Source organism: Legionella lytica (genome assembly GCF_023921225.1).
Classification (GTDB): domain Bacteria; phylum Pseudomonadota; class Gammaproteobacteria; order Legionellales; family Legionellaceae; genus Legionella; species Legionella lytica.
Genome location: NZ_CP071528.1, coordinates 159,942 through 178,551 on the forward strand (window position 1 = coordinate 159,942; position 18,610 = coordinate 178,551).

The window sequence follows — 18,610 nt, forward strand, 5'->3', positions numbered from 1 at the left end:
GCACTCTGGGCTCAACCTACAAGTCATCGTAGGGCTAAGACGAAACCCTATATAAAATGGATCGACTGGTTCAATTTCAGACAGGAATCGTCCCGGACCGTCCTCTGGCCACTAGAGTCTGAATTGGTAATTAAATCAAATGGTTATTGGTGGAAACAATGAGGTAATACTTTTTTGTTGCAAATCCAGAATCAATTTACCATTTTCAATTGGTTTCTGTTCTTTAAATAAGCCATAGGCGGTTAAAGTTGCTGCACTTGCTCCAAGAGTCGCACTTACCCCAACTACAGAACAAGCGGCTGCATCAGCGCCAACCAATGCCGTAATGAATGCACCGGGACCTGCCCATGCGCCTAATGCAAAACCAACGGTAAAACCAAGTATCGTAGCAAGAACGGTCACTACCGCAGCCGCTACAATCGTTAAGAGGGCGATCGATGCATCTGAATAACCACCATTTAAAATAGATTGGCATTTTTTTTGAAACAATTTTATTGCCTCTTGCTTGCGTTCGTTATTTGACTTTTCACTAACATCAGTTGAAAACAAAATACGTTCTAGCTGAGTAATCTCTTGTGTTATTGCATCAGACTTCTCTTTTGGCAATAGGTTCATTTGCAATAATAGATTACTCACCGCATCATCCCATTGTTGTTTTAATGATGGAATATTGCACGCATCAGCAATACCTTGAAGAAGCTCATCAATATAAAGTCCTTCTTTTGCTGAAGTAATAAAGATTTGTTTATTTAAATTTAATTGCTGAAATTCGTGAATATGTGCTTCTGAATGGTCCGATTGAGTTCCTACTAAAAGCAGTGGGGCGCGAGCGTTATCAATAGAAAACTCGTTAATTTTTTTCTGAATTTGTTCTTGATCAATTTCTTGCGTTAAATCAATACATAATAATGCTACATCTGCTTTAGCAGCATAGCTTAGGATATCCACATCACGGCAAAATCGCGCAGCCCCACTCAACTCCCAGATACACAATTGGTGATTATTATCAATATTTTTTACACCATAATTAGTTCCTAAAGTAGATTGATGCTGAGCAATAAATCTATATTCATTACTAAAAACCATCCGTCTAAATAGTTCTGATTTCCCTGAGCCTTCTGCCCCAAATAAAATAACCTTATATTGCTTCATATAATTTCCTTATTAAGGTACTGGCAAGCACAATACATGAAACAAAAATAGATAAAGAACCATATCAAAATAATGCCATGGTTTTATCTGTAAAAGAACTTACCTTGTAAAATGCGATATATTAAGGGATCACCGCTGATTTACTAGAGGTAGAGACAACTTATTAATAAATTCATTAATTTCAATGCCCGTTTAGGCTTCTTCATTAACGGGAAAGGGCCAGGAGTCTCTTCGCAGTCTCTGCTGACGATGCCGTTTTTAAGCTATACAACAAAGCCATTTTAATGCATTCGTTGCATTAGGAGCTTGGAGCTTTCGACCCCAGGTTAATCAAACGCATTGATTTGCCAAATAACGCTTTGGGTATAAATCTTATGTTCAGCCTTAAAGAGAACTCTTCTTCTTAAAATACCAAAATTCATTATTAAAATTTTTTTGGGTGAGATGGGCAACTATTTACTACTTAAAGGCTAAAGGGTACTCCCTAACCACTTGAATAGATTCGGTTTTAAATTTACTTACCCCAAGATAGAGTTTGTATTAAAATTAAAACTGCTTTTAATTACTTTTGTAGTATTTATTGCAGATATGATTTGCTTAGGCTCTTATTTCTAAGAGCCTCTATTTTCAAGACTATCGCCCCTGGTTAAACCTTGTAGTCGACCAATTAAAACCTATTTGGTGGACGCCGCTTATAGGGTATCTTTTGTTTGCTTTAAGTGTTGTCGAATTTATAATTACACTGGCTCATATTCACATCCGACTGGCGAGATTTCTAGTGATAGTGTCCTGTCGATTTTCCTCGGAAAAGATGATAAGCATAAAGTGTATACGCAAGAAGAATAGGGAGCATAATGACTACACCAATTAGAATAAACTTAAGCGTTGAATCAGGGGCTGCGGCCTCCCAAAGCGTCATCTGATGCGGAATTAAATAGGGATAAACACTAATCCCAATTCCTATGTAGGCACACAAAAATACAATTATGCTGTAAATGAATGGTTTGTACTCAATGTCAGTATTTAGGTTTCTCCAAGCTTGATAAAGAGCAACTGCGGCAAGCAAGGGTAGTGGACTTAAAAAAAACACGTTAGGGACGCTATACCAACGATGAAAAATTTCATCATTATGTAAAGGTGTCCAAATACTGACAAAAATCAAGAAGAAACCGACTAATACTAATAATCCTCGGGCATAATGAATCATTGTACGCTGCAGCCTGCCAGTGCTTTTGATAACCATCCAAGTAGCCCCCAAAAGAGCATAACCACAAACCAAAGCAATCCCGGTACACAAACTAAACGGAGTTAACCAATCAGGATTATTAATAGTCATTGATGACTCATTGATGGAAAAACCCTGGACAAAAGCACCCAAAATAATTCCCTGAAAGAATGTTGCAGCAACCGAGCTGATTGCAAAAGTCCAATTCCAGATTGGTTTTGATCTCTTGGCCTTAAAACGAAACTCAAAACTCACACCACGAAATATTAAAGCAATCAGCATGAGCATGATAGGCATGTAAAGAATGGGCAATAGCAAACCATACACTTTGGGAAAGGCACCATACAGCATTGAACCGCCAAAAACGAGCCAAGTTTCATTACCATCCCAAACGGGGGCAATCGAATTCATCATGGTATCACGGTCTTTTTCATTGGAAGTAAACGGAAAGAGAATACCAATGCCTAAATCAAAACCATCGAGAATGACATACATTAGAATAATAAACCCAAGAAGTACGGCAAAAATAAGTGGTAACATTATTTACTCTCCTTAGGATTATCGGTCATATACTGAAAGGCATGATGCTCTATTTCTTCGTCTGTCAATGTCTCTGGTCCATGGGCGATGAGCTTAAATAAATAATAGAGATAAAACCCAAAAACAACCCCATAAGCAAGAACAAGCAACGTAAAGGAAATCAACACCTCTTCATAACCTATTGCAGACACCGCATCCTTTGTCCTCAAAAGATTATAGACCGCCCAAGGTTGTCGGCCAATTTCAGCGGTTAACCATCCTGAAATACTGGCAATAAATCCTAATGGAGCCATCACAAAACACCAGCGATGAAACCAGCTAAGCTTAAACAGAGAGCCTTTTAAATACAGAAAAACTCCCACTATGGCAGTAAATAACATCAAAATTCCAATCCCTACCATAATACGGAATGTGAAAAACACAGGGAGCATGCCTGGTTGCTCAGCAAGAGGAACTGAACTTAATCCTATAAGCTCACCATCCCACTCATGGGTATTAATCAAGCTTGCAAGTTTTGGTATCGCGATTTCATAAAAGTTTTTTTGCTGTTCTTGTGATGGAATAGCAAACAATACCAATGGGGCTCCTTTTTGTGTTTGCCAAACTCCCTCCATTGCCGCTGTTTTTAAAGGCTGGTAATGATGCACATTAATGCCAACTATATCGCCAACACCTATTTGTAATGGAACTAAAATGAGCGCCGCCCATAAGCTAAACCCCAAACATCTTTTGGCAATTACATCACACTTTCCTCTTAACAGATAATATCCAGAAACAGCCATGATGACAAAACAAGTGGTCACATAAGAGGCCAAGAGCATGTGAACAAAACGTGGAATAAAACTAGGATTAAATACTACGGACCACCAGCTATCGACAATGTACTTCCCATCAACCAATTGATACCCGCCAGGAGTTTGCATCCATGAATTGGCTGACATAATCCAAAATGCTGATATTGTTGTGCCAATGGTTACCAAAATCGTGGCAATAAAATGAAGTCCTGGCGGCACTCTTTTCCAACCGAAGAGCATCACTCCTAAAAATCCAGCTTCAAGAAAAAAAGCAGTCAAGGTTTCGTAAGCAAATAAAGCACCTAAAACGTTTCCAAATTGAGTAATGAATGGTCCAAAATTTGTGCCAATTTGATAAGCCAGGACAATTCCAGACACTACGCCCATTCCAAAAGTCAATGCGAAAATTTTAGTCCAAAGCTTACAAATTTCGAGGTAAATTGGATTTTTTGTTCTCAACCAGGTTGCTTCCATAATCACCAGAAATACCGCAAGACCAAGATTTAATGTCGGAAACAATATATGAAAACCAATACTAAAGCCAAATTGAATGCGAGAAAGAATTTCTACAAGCATAAAAAGCCTCAAGTGCATGAATTATTCAATATATTGTAGCATATTTACTCTCATGGCTACCTCTGAAAAAGCTAGTAGTTATATATTCTCTTTATAAGATTGCAGACTGAATAACATTCAATTAATTAAAAGAGGGCCTAATCACGTTAATTTACATCAAATTTGAGGATGTATCTTTATAACAGCCCAGCATCTATGCTAACGAGTACTTCGTTTGCCTTAATGAGAATAGCTCTTTTCTTTTCTTGGGTCATTCTATCCCAATTTAGATAAGCATAATGGAGTCTCGGATTGTTTTTAAGTTTGCCTTGGTGTTGACCTATAAAATTCCAATAGAGGGAATTGAAGGGGCATGCTTTTTCACCCAAAAGCTCTCCAGGATTATAAACACATGACTTACAGAAATTACTCATTTTTTGAATGTACTTACCACTCGCGGCATACGGCTTGCTCGCCATCACACCGCCATCAGCATAGAGCGCCATCCCCAATGTATTTGGTAGTTCTACCCATTCATAAGCATCAGCATACACAGCCAAATACCATTCACATACCTCTTTGGGATCAAGGCCTGCTAATAGAGCAAAATTTCCGGTAATCATCAAGCGTTGAATATGATGTGAATAAGCCTCAACTTGTGTTTGTCGCACTACCTCTTTCATACAAAACATTTGAGTATCTTTTCCCCAATATAATGCAGGTAAAGGTTTCGATGCGTTAAAATAATTCCTTTCTGCATACTCAGGCATCAGAAACCAATAAATGCCACGGATATACTCTCGCCATCCTAATATTTGACGAATAAAACCCTCTACAGCATTCAATGGTGCCAGTTTATTTTTAAAAGCTTCTTCTGCCATACAGCATAACTCTAAAGGCAATAAAAGCCCTGCATTCAGATAAAAAGATAATTTGGAGTGATATAAATTGACTTCATTAGAGCGCATGGCGTCTTGGTAATCACCAAAATAGACTAGACAATGCCCTATAAAGTAATTGGCTTCACAAAGAGCCTGCTCGCGGGTCACTGCAAAATTAAACGGATGTAGTTGACCAAAATGATGAGAAAACTCCTTTTCCACCAGGCTTAAAACCTCTGAGGTCACTTCATCTATAGGATGTGTCAAACGACTAGGAAATTTTTCGATGTGATTTGCATTTTTTCGATTCTGCTCATCATAATTCCACGCCCCACCTACCGGCTTCCCTCGACTATCCATGAGAAGATGATGCTTTTGACGCATCATTCGGTAAAAATACTCCATACGCAACTGCTTTTTATTTTTTGCCCAATAGTTAAACTCGTCTATCGAGCATAAAAATCGAGTATCTTCATGAATGATAAGGGGAATCAACAATTCTTTTTTTAATTTTTCCATTTCTTGTAGAACACGCCACTCGCCAGGGAACGTTACATGCACCTCTGAAATTTTTTCTTCATGTATTGCTCGACGCAACTCCGCTTCAAAGCAACCAGCGTTATCAAGATCATCATATCGAGTGTAGCGTACTCGATAGCCAAGTCCTGTTAACGATTTTGCAAAATGACGCATCGCTGAAAATAAAAAAGCAATTTTTTTAGGATGATGTGCAACATAAGTGGCTTCTTCCATCACTTCACAAAGAAAAACCACATCATCATACTTGTCAATTACAGTAAGTGAAGAAAGTGACTCACTCAATTGGTCGCCCAAAATAAAGCACAATTTAGTCATAGCACGCCCCAAAAAACAAATTATACTTTAAGCTTGGGGCGCACAGAGCTTAAGCCACCATCCACTGCTAAAACTTGCCCCGTTATCCAACTGTTTTCAGGATTAAGAAAAAATAAAATAGTCCGTGCTATCTCGGATGGCTCGCCAATTCGCCCCAAGGCATGCATCGCAGTGGATGCCTTAGCGATCAATTGATTCTTAAGTAAGGCATCAGTTAAGGGTGTTTTAACCATCCCAGGTGCTACTACATTGATACGCAAATTAGACGATGCATAAGTTGCCGCTGCTGATTGAGCTAAGCCAATAACACCTGCTTTGGCTGCAGCAATAGCCTCATGATTAGCCAGTCCAGTTAACGCTGCGGAAGAAGCAATAAGGACTACAGATCCTCCTTTAGTCATTCGCTTGCCTGCTGCACGTATAGTTGCAAAAGATGTAGTTAAAGACGCATTGATTGTCTTTTCAAACTCCTCAAAACTGGTCGCATGAGCACTTTTAAGTAGTAAAGAGCCCGCACAATTGACCACTCCATCAAGAGAGCCTGCTTGCTCGAACACCATATCGACCGCATTAAAATCAGATGCATCCAGTATAAAGTCTGGGATGATTTTGTTCTTGTTTTGCGCTGTGGTCACAACTTCATCTCCTTGCTTTTTTAGAAGCTCTACCACTGACTGACCAATCGCACTACTCGCTGCAATAATTAAATATCGAGCCATAAATTTTGCCTTAACAGTAAAAATCTTACTATGAAGGAGAATATTCTTGACTTCAAGTAGCAATAGGGAATAAGTAGTCTATAGTCTTTAATGAATTAAATGCTCAAACCATGCCTAAATATCCATTATGGATTTAGATGCAACATTGCAACTATAATGATACTAATACGGTTTCATTAGGAACAGAAGCATGGAAAATTCAAAACGAAAGAATTTGATCAATAAAGTTAAGAGTAGTTCTAAAGCAATTGCGTTGATTTACTCACCAATCGAACTTCATGAATACATCGTTGAAATTATCGCTAAAGATTCTGATGAATTTATTCATAAGGGAAAAGAATTATGGCATTTCAATTCTATTGACGAGGCGATGTCTCGAGCAGCAGAATACGGAGCAGAGGAATTTTTTCTCTGTGCTGATAATACTTACGATGAATGTGGCTCAGAAAGTGGGCCACAGTGTTTTGATTATATACCTCTTTATTCGAAGGCCAAGCACACCAAAAATAATTAATGATTAAGTAGATGGATAGTTTGGATTTAGTAAAAAATTAGGGATTAATGTGATGAAGTCTTTAGGATATTTAATAAACCGTTGGATTGTGAGCAAAAATAACTACAATCCTGATGAACCATTTAGCAACAAAATTGATTGGATTCGAGCACTCCCTTTCCTTATGATTAACCTATCGTCTGGGATGTTAAACCCGTGCCTAAATCGGTATTAAAGCAGAACTTGATGAAAAATAGTTGCTGAAACGTATGGAGAACTATCATGAAACTTATAGGGCTTTTTTTCTTAACGATGATTTGTGTTTTTGTATTGGATATGATTTGGCTAGGTCTCATTGCCAAAACTATTTATGCAGAAAACATCGGTATGTTATTACGTAAGTCAGGAGAGGGCATGGCACCTATTTGGTGGGCAGCAGCAGTCGTTTATGTTTGCATCGCCTTAGGAATTGTTTATTTTGTTCTGCCCGGTGCACAAGGTAATTATATGCAGGCACTCGCTGGAGGGGTAATTCTTGGATTTGTAACCTATGGAATCTATGATTTCACCAACTATTCAATTCTTGCGAACTGGCCTTGGAAGATAACCTTAATTGATTTTATTTGGGGAATGGTCTTATGTGGCCTGAGTAGTTTATTTTCTTTCTTTATTCAGAGCCGTTTTTTTTCTTAAACCAAGGAAAAAACATTGAAGTTTGCTTTTGGTACTCAATGTATTTTTGTCCCCGTGATTGTATCGAGCCCCTCTCTGTTAAGGGGCCTGTCATACGGGTAAAAATAACATAAAGCATCAAAGGGGAAAGGAAAAAAAGGTATCCCAGGGTCGATTGTATCGCCAATAAAGAGAATCCCATCCAGCTTAACCAATCAAAAAAATAATTGGGATGGCGTGAATAATTCCATAAGCCTATATTACATACTTCTCTTTTATGTCGCATTTTAAAACGCTGCAGTTGCATATCAGCTATAGTCTCGCCCATTATTCCTACCACAATAATGCAAAATGCAAAGATATCTATCTTAGTAATATGAGTATGATCTGATTTGCTAACCAGCAAAAATACACTTGAAATAATTAAAATGAGTAGCCCTTGGAGTTGAAAGTTAATGAAAAAACCAAGAGAGGGGCTTATTTTCCAATTGGTAGAGAGTTCAATATATCGCTTGTCAACATGCCCTTTTCTGATTCGTGTGTACCATAGATAGAATCCAAGGCGTAAAGCCCATACAATGAGAAGAGAGCCAATAATCAGAGTACGAAAACCAAGAGGGGGGGAACTTAAATAAATTAACCCTGAAACCATTAATCCTAATGACCAAGAAACATCAACAACAGAAGGGTTTTTTAGAATACGATATAATCCCCACATAAAGCTCATTTGTAAAAAAAGATAAATTACTACAATGCCGAAAGAATACATTATTTACCATCCCTAATCTTTTGATAGAAGTACGCGCAAAGTGGCAATAAGATTGACCAAATTAGCCCGATAAAAAGACAGGTCGTATTGCTGCCATAAGGAAAAAATGTAGCGCCTAAGCTTGCCCCAATGCGAAATGCTAAGGCAAAACCGACACAGGACAAGAAACCAAGTAAAAATAGGTGAGCAAATAGGCTACTTAATGTGGCATATAAAACAACCGTAAAGCTTATCCATATCGTTATCATCCAAGGCGAGGTAAAATAGGGGGAAAAAGGGTTTGCTGCATAAATTACAATTCCTTTATAAACTAGAGTACTATCGATTAGGGTACTGATAGAGACGACGATTGCTAATAAAAGCCATAGCCCATGAAGTGTTCTTCCCGTTTGATGTTGCCAGGACAATTGCAACAGAACACAAGCAACTACGATAAGAGGGCTTATCCATGCATATCCCCGAGCAGCAAGCGTGATGCATGCAAACCAAGCAACATAATAAGCAGTTGTATGAATGAGGTAATGTAGCGTATTCATCGTCTTTTTTGCCACAAGGCATGAATATCGCTAATGTAATGGGTCTGAAAACCTGCCGCACAATAACAAAAATAGAATTCCCACATGCGAATAAACGACTCAGAAAATCCTTGAGCAAGAATTTCTTGTTTGTTTGCTAATAATTTTTTATGCCAATCATTCAAAGTAGAAACATAATGGTGGCCGATGTCCTCAAATGAGAGCAATTGCAACGTTGTTTGGGTGGCAATTGATTTACTGATTGAAAACACTGAGGGCAGGCATCCGCCAGGGAAAATAAATTTCTTAATAAAATCAACCTCATCTTTAGCTGCTTCATACGCTTGATCATTGATTACAATTGCCTGTAAGAAAAATAGGCCTTCAGGTTTTAGCAGCTGGTTGCATTGATGAAAAAATGCATCAAAATATTTATGTCCAACAGCCTCAATCATCTCGATTGAAACGACTTTGTCATATTGACCGGAAAGCGTTCTGTAGTCTTCTTTTAATAATTCAATCTGATGATTTAAGCCCAACTGATTGATTTTTTCTTTGACATAAAGATATTGTTTTTCTGAAATCGTTGTTGTGGTGACCTTACATCCAAATTCTTTTGCAGCAAAACATGCAAATCCTCCCCATCCTGTACCTATTTCCAAAATATGATCACTGGGTTTTAGTTGCAGTGCAGTACAAATGGCCTGAATTTTTTTCTGAGAAGCTTCCTCCAAACTGATTCCAGATGGCCTATAAAGTGCACATGAGTACATCATTGAAGGGTCAAGAATTATTTTAAAGAAATCATTTCCTAAATCATAATGGGCTAGAATATTCTCTTTAGCGCGACGAATCGAGTTAATTTTTAATTTATAGCTTATTGTTCTCATCAGACTAAACAAACGAGCGATGGGACTTTCAATATTATTGAAAAGGGAGTCATTTTTAATAATAAGCTCAATTAATTTTTGTAGGTCATCTGTATCCCAATCTCCATCGATGTAACTTGCTCCTGCCCCAACAGAGCCCCCCATGAGAATCGATTTATAGGCTTTTGGGTTTTTTATGGTGATGGTAGCAATTGAATCATTTTTCTCTTTTTCATTACCAAATACATAACTACCATGCGTGTCCTTCACTTTGATAGCTCCCTCGGTGATGGCATTTAATAACTTGAAAAATACATTTTTGGAAACTCTTGTGCTCAGGGTAGCTAAATGATTATTTTGGTCCATTCGAGGTCCTTTTATTAGAGCGTGGATGTGCATGAAATGGAACACTCTTAATCCATAATTTTAATGCTTGCCAATATATTGCCATTGCAATTTTATAAGTTATCAGAGGGAAGTGCCAGAAGGTCTTCTTGATAGATGACTCTTCTTGAGCTTTTAAAGTTAATGTCGCATCAAAATCCTTTTGTCCCTCTCTATAGTTTTCCATATGAACCAGTATTTGTTGTGAGTTTATTTTTAAATTCAGTTTATAAGTATAATTCATGGACATAAAAGGGGATACATGCAACTCTTTTTGAAATTGATATGAATAAATTTCATTTTTAGGTTTATCTGAATGCTTAAGAACATAATTATGCCGTTCTCCCCAAGGGGTATTGGTGACCTCCAAAATTAAATAATCCAAATTTTGATTCGCTTCATCGAAAATAAAATAGATACTGATGGGGTTAAAGCAATACCCGAAACAACTCAGTTGAGTTAATAAATAGATTTTTCCTTTTGGGTACGTTCTGTACTGATTCATAACCAATTGACGAGCATATTCCTCAAGAGGAATACTCGACTCATTAAGATAGTTTTTTCTTCTCAATGAAAACCAATTAAACTTCTCGATGGAAACCTGTTTGATGTCTTTGAAGGTATTATTTATGCTAGCCAGATCAATGCAGAACATAAATAACTTATATGAAAACTGATGCCGTTTTGGAGCAAAGCGGCGATGTCGTACATGACCTGTAAAAATGAGATGATCCATCATCTAGGCTCCTAGAAGCTTACACGTATTGATTGCACTATTAACCCCGTCTTCATGAAATCCATAACCCCAATAACTTCCAACATAGTATGTATTATTCATCCCATTAATCAAATTAATTTGCTTTTGAGCTTTTAACGCAGACACATTCAAACAGGGATGTGCATATTTAAAGGATTGGATAATTTTATTTTCAGCAATTTCAGGTGCAAGATTAACCGACACAAAAAAATCATGGTTGGAATGAATTGATTGCAATCGATTCATATAGTAGGTCAGTGTTGGTGCATTGCTTTGGTTATCGAGGTAATTCCAACTTGCCCAAGCCCTTTTATTTTTTGGCATTACATTCCTGTCTTGATGAAGAACCACCTCATTCTCAGTATATTTTATTGTCGATAAAATATTGATTTCTTCTGGAGTAGGTTTCTCGAGCATCGTTAATGCTTGGTCGCTATGAGTAGCGCATACGATCGCATCAAAGACGCGCTCTTCAGAATTCACGATGATTTTAATCTTATTAGGTTCTCGTATTATTCGCTCTACTTTGGAATTTAAGTACACTTGATCTTTTATCTGCTCAATCATTGGTGTAATGTAGTTTTTTGAGCCTTGTTTAATAACATACCACATAGGTCGGTTGAACAAATCAAGAAGTCCATGATTGTTATAAAATTGTAATATAAAGGAAGCAGAACAATTTAGGGTGTCCTCTTTATTTTTAGACCAAATAGCAGCCATCATTGGAATAAGATAACATTCTTTAAATTGCTCTGAGTACTTATTTTCCATGATGAAGTCATTGATGGTTATTTCGAGATCATTAGTTCGAGCCAAGAATTTTTTTGCATCACAATTAAATAAAATAATGTCTTTAATTAGGTGATAAAAGTCTATTTTAAATAGGTTTCGACGATCTGAAAAAAGAGTATTTAAATTATGACCGCTGTACTCAAGTCTCCTAGGATCAGAACGATAACTAAAACTCATTTCACTGGGTTGAATTGCTACATTTAACTCTTCAAGCAGTTTACAAAAGTTGGGGTATGTTCTTTTGTTAAAAACAATGAAGCCGGTATCGATCGAGTATGTAGTTTCTCTAGCGACGACAGACAGAGTATGTGTATGACCACCAAGATAGTCGTTGGCCTCAAATAATGAAACATCATGGTTTTTGCTTAAAAGATAGGAACTCGTTAAACCAGATATCCCTGAGCCAATCACTGCAATCCTTTTCTTCAAAAATAATTCCTTTTTATCAGTTTGGTTGTTAATTTATTTAAAGGGAGTCACTTTGTAAAGCTAATCACCTCAATTGTTCTATTTTTATTTGTGGGGCTGAGATAGATAACTTGCCACACTAGCGTGAACATAAAATAATACTTAATGCATTCACAATAAAACTTATTAGTTTTAGAATTGAATTGTAATTGAAATAATTAATACATGCAGAATTTTTTCATGGACAAGTGTAATCAGATAAGGAATCATTAATGGCTAAAAAAATCACTTTGACCACTACTGGTGGTAACCCCATTGGTGATAATCAAAACGCTTTGACCGCTGGAGCCAGAGGGCTCTATTACTTCAATATTACCAGTTAATTGAAAAATTGGCGCACCAAAATCGAGAGCTGATACCCGAACGTGTGGTACATGCTAAAGGCTGGGGAGCATATGGCGTTTTAACAGTGACCCATGATATTACTGCCTATACAAAAGCCGATTTATTTTCTGAAGTAGGAAAGAAAACAGGATTAATTACACGCTTTTCAACAGTTGCTGGTGAAATGGGGGCAGCAGATGCAGAGCGAGATGTGCGAGGATTTTCGGTCAAGCTCTATACAAACCAAGGTAATTGGGATCTAGTAGGTAATGGGGTCACTACCCCAAGCTTGGATTCAATAAAATAATTGCCCGAGATCCTCGCGCAACAAGATTTAAAAGCCAGCGTGCCAGATGTTCTATTTCTTCCAACAATACTTTATTAGTTAATATGATGCTTTCTTTCTGATTAAGGAAGGTTAAACATGTTTTATCTGGTGAATTATAAGCATTTTTTCTTAACAACTCGATGATAGTAGGTATTTTGTTATTTTTTTACAACGCATATTATTCCCACTTAAAACTGCACAACTATTTTACAGTTTGGTAGAATATAAGTTGTGTTGCAAAACGGCAAGTCGTTTATGAATTACTCATAAATCAGTTATATCATTTATAATGATGAACGATAATATCATGGTTTTATTTGCTTGATAGAGTAATACTTCCTAGAGCGAATCGCTCCATTTGATCATTAAATTGACATTTTTGGGTTAGATTTATATTATCTATGCGCAGAAAAATAACAATCATTCATGGAATATCAAGCTCATGCCCAACCCTATGTTAAAACTAATAAGTGAAAAAAAGCCGTTGATTGAAATTCAAAAATATTCACAAACGCATCGTGAAAAACTCCCTTTATTCGTAAAACTAGCTGAATTAAATAATAAAACCGTATATCAATATATTAAAAAGTATAAAAAATTACATAACCTAAGTTTGTGTGAGCTGATCAAGCATAAGCTTATTGATTTTAACGAGATGAATGATGAAGAGAATAATCTCATGACTTGTCTAGTTAATGAGGATGAGTTGCTGTGTTTTCAACAGCTTTTATTGTGCGGGGAAAAACCGAACGAACAAATTTTTACGGATTCTGAAGAAGGAACTATAGGTAATTTTTTACGATACCGACCTGGGAGGGATTCTCTTTCAGTGTATGAATTGGTTAATAAAAGGGTAGCAGATCTCGCTCGTTTAAGTGACTTTATCTTTGATTTTGCCGATACTACTGATGAAGAAAGCAGCGAAGCTGAATTAAGTGATACTGAGGAGCTTGATACCGAAGAAAAAACTACCTATGAGAAATTACGTACAAAACTACTAAAAAAATACAATGCAACCGGTGATGGAGAAGAATCTTTAGTTCTTGTTGCCGCGAGAGGCGTGCATTTTGTACCTAAACATTTTCCAAAGCAAACTCGTGATACTGTCTTTGAGAGCAGAAAAAATGCGCATACTACCTATAGTTTTTCAACGCTTATTGATGCAGGTTATGAGGCAGGTGATGAGCCAGATGAAGATGATGATGAAATCACGGCGATTCATGAGCGTAATAAGCAATTTATTGCTGGTTTAAAAGCAACGCCTGATAAAAAAGAGAAAACTACGGCGGGACATCCTCCTCCTGCTGCGCGCAACAAGAAAGTATTTACCAACTTATTTTGGCGAGAAACTCAAGCCTATATTAATAGCTATTCTGTATTATTTAATAAAAAAGGAATTCAAACTAATTTCGCATTCGCATCTCCCAATAATCCCCATCTTTCATTAAGTTGGAAAACTGAGATTGCGGGAATGTACAGCAGTGGCGTTAGATTTGGTTGGAAACGCGGGGAGCGACGTGATCCACATTATCGACGTTCCACTGGTAAGCCGAAACACCCAACTGTGGGGTATATTGATGTCTTTGAGCTACCTTTAGATTATGTGCGTAGCGAAGGAGTAGATAGAATATTAGCCTACAATGCGCATAAAATTGATTTATCTAACATTCATTTAGCCGAGGCGGAGGTAATATTTCACTCAATGATCTCTAAAGAATATCATGTGCGACGTTATATGGTGGTTATGCCTTCTTTTAGCAAAGTTACATCTCAAGCTGAACATGATGAGAAATATTTTGGCATTCAAAATGCAGGCGCCTATACTCGAGCCCGTAATAGCCTATTTAAATCTATTGGTGGAATGGCAAAGGGGGATAGTTATCACAAATGGGTAACTCTACGAGCGGAACATGCTGTTGCCGCACAAGCACGCTTAATTGATAATGCAACAGATGTACGATTATTCAGAAGCGGAAAAGTCCGGGTATATGATCACGGAGAAGACCAAGCTGTATCTGCAAAGTTACCTGTTGCAAACCGTTGAAATTAAGTAATTCAAGTTTAAATTTATCCGCCTGTATTATGGTTACTAATAGGACTAGCGGGGGTATTAGAACAGAAATTTGGTTTTACCCTCATAGTTCCACTCAAAATCGTAAATCTCTGTACAAAATTTCCCTGCTCTGAAAACAGTCGTTAACGTTCAGAGGCACTCACATTACCCCCACCATCAATGGTGGAAATGCAACTCAGAGCTACCTAAAGTTTAATTTGCTTCATCATCAAATTAAACTTTAGGGATAATATTTTTGTAGATGACTCCATCTTTCATGATAACAAGAAGTAAATGAGTTTATTAGCATCCGGATGCAATTCAATTAATTTTAAGGTTGTGTTCTTGGAGTTTCTTTTGACAATGACGCGATGATACTGTTTTTCTTAATAGGCTAATTTCTGAAGTTAAGTTGACCATTGGTTGTAAGAGGCCTCGCTAATACCGAGTTTCACTAATTTTTCGTGGATGGGTTGAGTCATTTATTGCTCGCGTTAGTCATTATGTTTGCATTTTATCTTATTTGAAAGGCACATCGGAACCCATGATGTTTTTTCCATAAAATCTGTAGCTATTGACAATAACTACTAAATGATAAAAATTACAACATCTTTGATTGAGCAGGAAGCTTGAGTATGCCTCACATGTTTTTACCTACAGATGGATTAAAGGTCATTTATAAATTTCTCTCTCCCCACGAATTAATCTCTATAGGAAGCAGCGCAAGCCCTCTAAGTACGCAAACTGGCGATTACAGCTTTATTTGAGCAACATACACAAGAAGCGATGCATTTCCAACAACGGTTACTGCATTATTGGGCACAACATTCTAGCCCATACATGCCTGATGAAAAAACAATGCTTAAGGCATTGGCTTTTTATCCGCCTGAAAAACTGTTAGTAGGGCTTTTTATTTACGCCCAACGGAAACTCACTTTTTCAGAAACTGAATTTCAAACAAGTCTTCAGGCCATTGATACACTTGAATCCCAAAAAGGATTAATTGCTGTCTCTTCTTTAACTGAAAATGCCATGATGCTGACAAACAGGCAACGAGCCACATTATTAGAGGAATTAAAAAAAAAATATACACCCAATACCCCAGCTATGTTGAGTAAGCTCGCTCCTTACATGATTAAGGATGAACTAAAAGCCACCATTGAGTTTCTCATCAAAAAAATATCCAATGAGCATGTAGACCCTCCCATACAAGCTATCCCGGTTTTGGGTTCATATCTTAAACAAACGATCCCAAGCCTATCGTTTATTGTGGCGAATATTATTTTGCCCCGCAATTCCTCTTGGGTACACAGCGTATCTCAGCTATGTTCTATAATTCCCATGGCTCTTTCTGAAGATTGTCTTCTCATCTTAAATTATCTTAAAATACCGCCAAGAAATCAGTTCGGTCACTATAGGGAGTATGGAACCTATCCTGATTTCCTCAGTCATTCACGACCCTTAGTTGGGGTTCTTTACAGGAAGGGACGAAATTTCCCGGTTCACCCTTATAACCCTTTGCCAGTCTAGGCTAGAGTCAATAAATTGATTTTTGCCTGGTTAAATCAAATAACACTAACCTATTGAATATAATTTCATTTGTTTCGTTGGATGATTTCATGTTAGATGAGGAAGATATATAATAAAATATTCAGTGAAATAATTCTTATACTAATTTTTTTAGCACTCAATCTAAGTCCCTCAGCATTAAAAATTTTTAACGACAGAACCTTTTGAATACAGTAAAATGAGTTTCCCTCAACAAAAGTGCAAATCAATTGCACTGATTGATAAGGGAGGTGCTGTATATGGAAAATTTTTTATCAATTGCTTTTTCTTAAGTAAGTCAACTCATGGAGGTATTGGATGAAAAAAATATTATTCTTATCTGTAATTTTAGGGGCTCTTCCCTTAAATTCTATCGCTGGAATATGGGCTACTACAGTTCATAGCCGAGCAAATTGTATCAATAATGAATCAATAACTTGGTGGCTTAATCATTCTTTTGACTGGCGTGTAGTCAGTACTCATGGGAATATTTATGGTAAAGACCGAGATCATTTAATTGATACAGGATATGCCGTTACGTGGAGGCAAGCTGCTGTTCATTGGAATGAAGCTCCATTAAACGATCACCGATGGTTTGTTTCCGGATATCATTATTTAAGCGACTATGGCAATGGACGAATCCCATTCGATACTACCAGTGTAGGGGACTGCAGTATTTATAATGGCTGGTGGGATTATTAAATTAGTACGTAATCATATAAGGATTAAAAATGAATAAAAAATTATTACTTGCCGGAGTTTCTATCTTATTTTCCCTCAATGCAACAGCGGCACATCAAAATTCACTAACAAAAGAAGAAGTTAATAAGCGTAACATTGAAATGCTTTCTAAAGCAGGTATTGAGATTTCTGATTCAAGCGAAATCAGTATTGTTTCAGCCAATAAATATATTAATTCTAAAAATATTTATAAAAATGATAATGATGCTCATATGGCAAAAAAGATGAGAGAATATCTTGCCATGTATGATGAACAACAAAAAAAAGGCTACGTTATGGAGGCAGAACCACGCGCCAAGGAGCTAATGGAATTAAAAAAAGTAGCTCCATTCCACAAAGAAAAATATAAAAATGTTTTTTCTTCTAAAAGTACCCATCTAAGATCTTCTAGTAGCGAACTAAAGTTGGCATATACTTTTGTTGGAGTACCACCATCTGAAATGGATCTCAATATAGGCGTATCGCCCTATGGAGCATATAAGTTAGTTAAAAATGGAGATGATGGTGATGGATGGGACGGGGCTGTTCAGTTTTTTGAAAAAAATGGTATAGGTAGTTGTGCTTTCACTGAACATAATAGAAAGCTTGCCCATAGCGGCGTGGAATTAATAAAGGAATTAACAAGTTATGAGATTAATAGCAAGCCCACTATCCTACTTGTTAAAGGAACGAAAGAAAGTGGTTTCATCTATAAATTAAAATGGTATGACTCTACATTTAGTAGAGAATTGGAGTGTGCAAGTTCAGATTATAATACACAATTACGTGCAAAAGTAATTGAATTAGCTAATCGGATAGAATCTTATCAATAACTTTAACTTAAAACCTTTGACCTGGATAAAGTACTTTATCCGGGCCATAGAAGTTAAGATCGAAGTTCAGTTATGCCTTTTGCTAAGAACCCTGATGAATAGTAAGAAACTCAGCTTTATCTCGCGCTACTAAAAATACTTATCTAAATGACATAAAGGAACACTCGTTTTTTGTAGAGCTTGAGACGTCATTTGAATAAAATCGTCAACTTCCAGTTTATTTTTTTTAGCAAATTCAAAAATCTCAAGCTTTTGATTGTTCAAATCTTGCTTGTCAGTTGAGGTGCGAAGATAAGCAATTGTTTTGGCCATAATTTACTCAAAAAATAGTCTGTTAATGTTTAACCTAAAATAATAGGTTTAA

The 18,610-nt window shown here is 36.9% G+C and carries 17 protein-coding genes and 1 pseudogene; 7 read left to right on the forward strand and 11 right to left on the reverse strand.

What is annotated here, in order from left to right; translation table 11 throughout:
* Positions 1-135: 135 nt before the first annotated feature.
* The 5 genes from J2N86_RS14600 to J2N86_RS14620 form a co-directional block, all read right to left on the reverse strand.
* Positions 136-1,152: a GTPase gene (locus J2N86_RS14600; protein ID WP_252582725.1), complete on the reverse strand. Its 1,017-nt coding sequence runs from the start codon at positions 1,150-1,152 to the stop codon at positions 136-138.
* A 775-nt stretch (positions 1,153-1,927) separates the two neighbouring features.
* Positions 1,928-2,917: a cytochrome d ubiquinol oxidase subunit II gene (gene cydB, locus J2N86_RS14605; RefSeq protein WP_252582726.1), complete on the reverse strand. Its 990-nt coding sequence runs from the start codon at positions 2,915-2,917 to the stop codon at positions 1,928-1,930.
* Positions 2,917-4,287: a cytochrome ubiquinol oxidase subunit I gene (locus J2N86_RS14610; RefSeq protein WP_252582727.1), complete on the reverse strand. Its 1,371-nt coding sequence runs from the start codon at positions 4,285-4,287 to the stop codon at positions 2,917-2,919. The genes cydB and J2N86_RS14610 overlap by 1 nt, the downstream gene beginning before the upstream one ends.
* A 176-nt stretch (positions 4,288-4,463) precedes the next feature.
* Positions 4,464-6,002 (reverse strand): cryptochrome/photolyase family protein, encoded by a 1,539-nt coding sequence (locus J2N86_RS14615; protein ID WP_252582728.1) that lies wholly within the window; start codon positions 6,000-6,002, stop codon positions 4,464-4,466.
* 20 nt (positions 6,003-6,022) lie between these two features.
* Positions 6,023-6,721: an SDR family oxidoreductase gene (locus J2N86_RS14620; protein ID WP_252582729.1), complete on the reverse strand. Its 699-nt coding sequence runs from the start codon at positions 6,719-6,721 to the stop codon at positions 6,023-6,025.
* Positions 6,722-6,911: 190 nt separating this feature from the next.
* Here J2N86_RS14620 and J2N86_RS14625 point away from each other — a divergent pair, with 190 nt between their 5' ends.
* Together J2N86_RS14625 and J2N86_RS14630 are read left to right on the forward strand one after the other, a co-directional pair.
* Positions 6,912-7,235, forward strand: coding sequence for a hypothetical protein (locus J2N86_RS14625; RefSeq protein WP_252582730.1), 324 nt, complete (start codon positions 6,912-6,914; stop codon positions 7,233-7,235).
* 261 nt (positions 7,236-7,496) lie between these two features.
* On the forward strand, positions 7,497-7,907 hold the full coding sequence (locus J2N86_RS14630; RefSeq protein WP_252582731.1) for a DUF2177 family protein: 411 nt from the start codon (positions 7,497-7,499) through the stop codon (positions 7,905-7,907).
* Here the strand turns inward: J2N86_RS14630 and J2N86_RS14635 are convergent.
* From J2N86_RS14635 to J2N86_RS14655, 5 genes are read right to left on the reverse strand one after another with little or no spacing between them, the layout of a single operon-like run.
* Positions 7,882-8,655 (reverse strand): DUF1295 domain-containing protein, encoded by a 774-nt coding sequence (locus tag J2N86_RS14635; RefSeq protein ID WP_252582732.1) that lies wholly within the window; start codon positions 8,653-8,655, stop codon positions 7,882-7,884. The genes J2N86_RS14630 and J2N86_RS14635 overlap by 26 nt on opposite strands.
* The gene (locus J2N86_RS14640) at positions 8,655-9,191 is read right to left on the reverse strand and encodes a DUF2878 domain-containing protein (protein WP_252582733.1); all 537 of its coding nucleotides are present in this window, start codon (positions 9,189-9,191) and stop codon (positions 8,655-8,657) included. Before J2N86_RS14640 ends, J2N86_RS14635 begins: the two co-directional genes overlap by 1 nt.
* Complete coding sequence (locus J2N86_RS14645; protein ID WP_252582734.1) at positions 9,188-10,405, reverse strand: SAM-dependent methyltransferase; 1,218 nt, start codon at positions 10,403-10,405, stop codon at positions 9,188-9,190. Before J2N86_RS14645 ends, J2N86_RS14640 begins: the two co-directional genes overlap by 4 nt.
* Entirely contained in the window at positions 10,392-11,162 is a 771-nt protein-coding gene (locus J2N86_RS14650) for a DUF1365 domain-containing protein (RefSeq protein ID WP_252582735.1), read from the reverse strand. The genes J2N86_RS14645 and J2N86_RS14650 overlap by 14 nt, the downstream gene beginning before the upstream one ends.
* Complete coding sequence (locus J2N86_RS14655; RefSeq protein ID WP_252582736.1) at positions 11,163-12,401, reverse strand: NAD(P)/FAD-dependent oxidoreductase; 1,239 nt, start codon at positions 12,399-12,401, stop codon at positions 11,163-11,165.
* 251 nt (positions 12,402-12,652) lie between these two features.
* Here J2N86_RS14655 and J2N86_RS14660 point away from each other — a divergent pair.
* The 5 genes and pseudogenes from J2N86_RS14660 to J2N86_RS14680 form a co-directional block, all read left to right on the forward strand.
* Positions 12,653-13,035 (forward strand): annotated as a pseudogene (locus J2N86_RS14660) (catalase); the annotation flags it as partial.
* A 499-nt stretch (positions 13,036-13,534) separates the two neighbouring features.
* Positions 13,535-15,136 carry a hypothetical protein gene (locus tag J2N86_RS14665; protein WP_252582737.1) on the forward strand — a complete coding sequence of 534 codons (1,602 nt, stop codon included), beginning with the start codon at positions 13,535-13,537 and terminating at the stop codon, positions 15,134-15,136.
* 795 nt (positions 15,137-15,931) lie between these two features.
* Positions 15,932-16,675 carry a hypothetical protein gene (locus J2N86_RS14670; RefSeq protein WP_252582738.1) on the forward strand — a complete coding sequence of 248 codons (744 nt, stop codon included), beginning with the start codon at positions 15,932-15,934 and terminating at the stop codon, positions 16,673-16,675.
* Between the two features lie 336 nt (positions 16,676-17,011).
* Positions 17,012-17,395 (forward strand): hypothetical protein, encoded by a 384-nt coding sequence (locus J2N86_RS14675; protein WP_252582739.1) that lies wholly within the window; start codon positions 17,012-17,014, stop codon positions 17,393-17,395.
* 29 nt (positions 17,396-17,424) lie between these two features.
* Entirely contained in the window at positions 17,425-18,246 is an 822-nt protein-coding gene (locus J2N86_RS14680; RefSeq protein WP_252582740.1) for a hypothetical protein, read from the forward strand.
* A gap of 129 nt (positions 18,247-18,375) precedes the next feature.
* Here the strand turns inward: J2N86_RS14680 and J2N86_RS16135 are convergent, their stop codons facing one another.
* Positions 18,376-18,558 (reverse strand): recombinase family protein, encoded by a 183-nt coding sequence (locus J2N86_RS16135; protein ID WP_289781859.1) that lies wholly within the window; start codon positions 18,556-18,558, stop codon positions 18,376-18,378.
* Between the last annotated feature and the right edge of the window lie 52 nt (positions 18,559-18,610).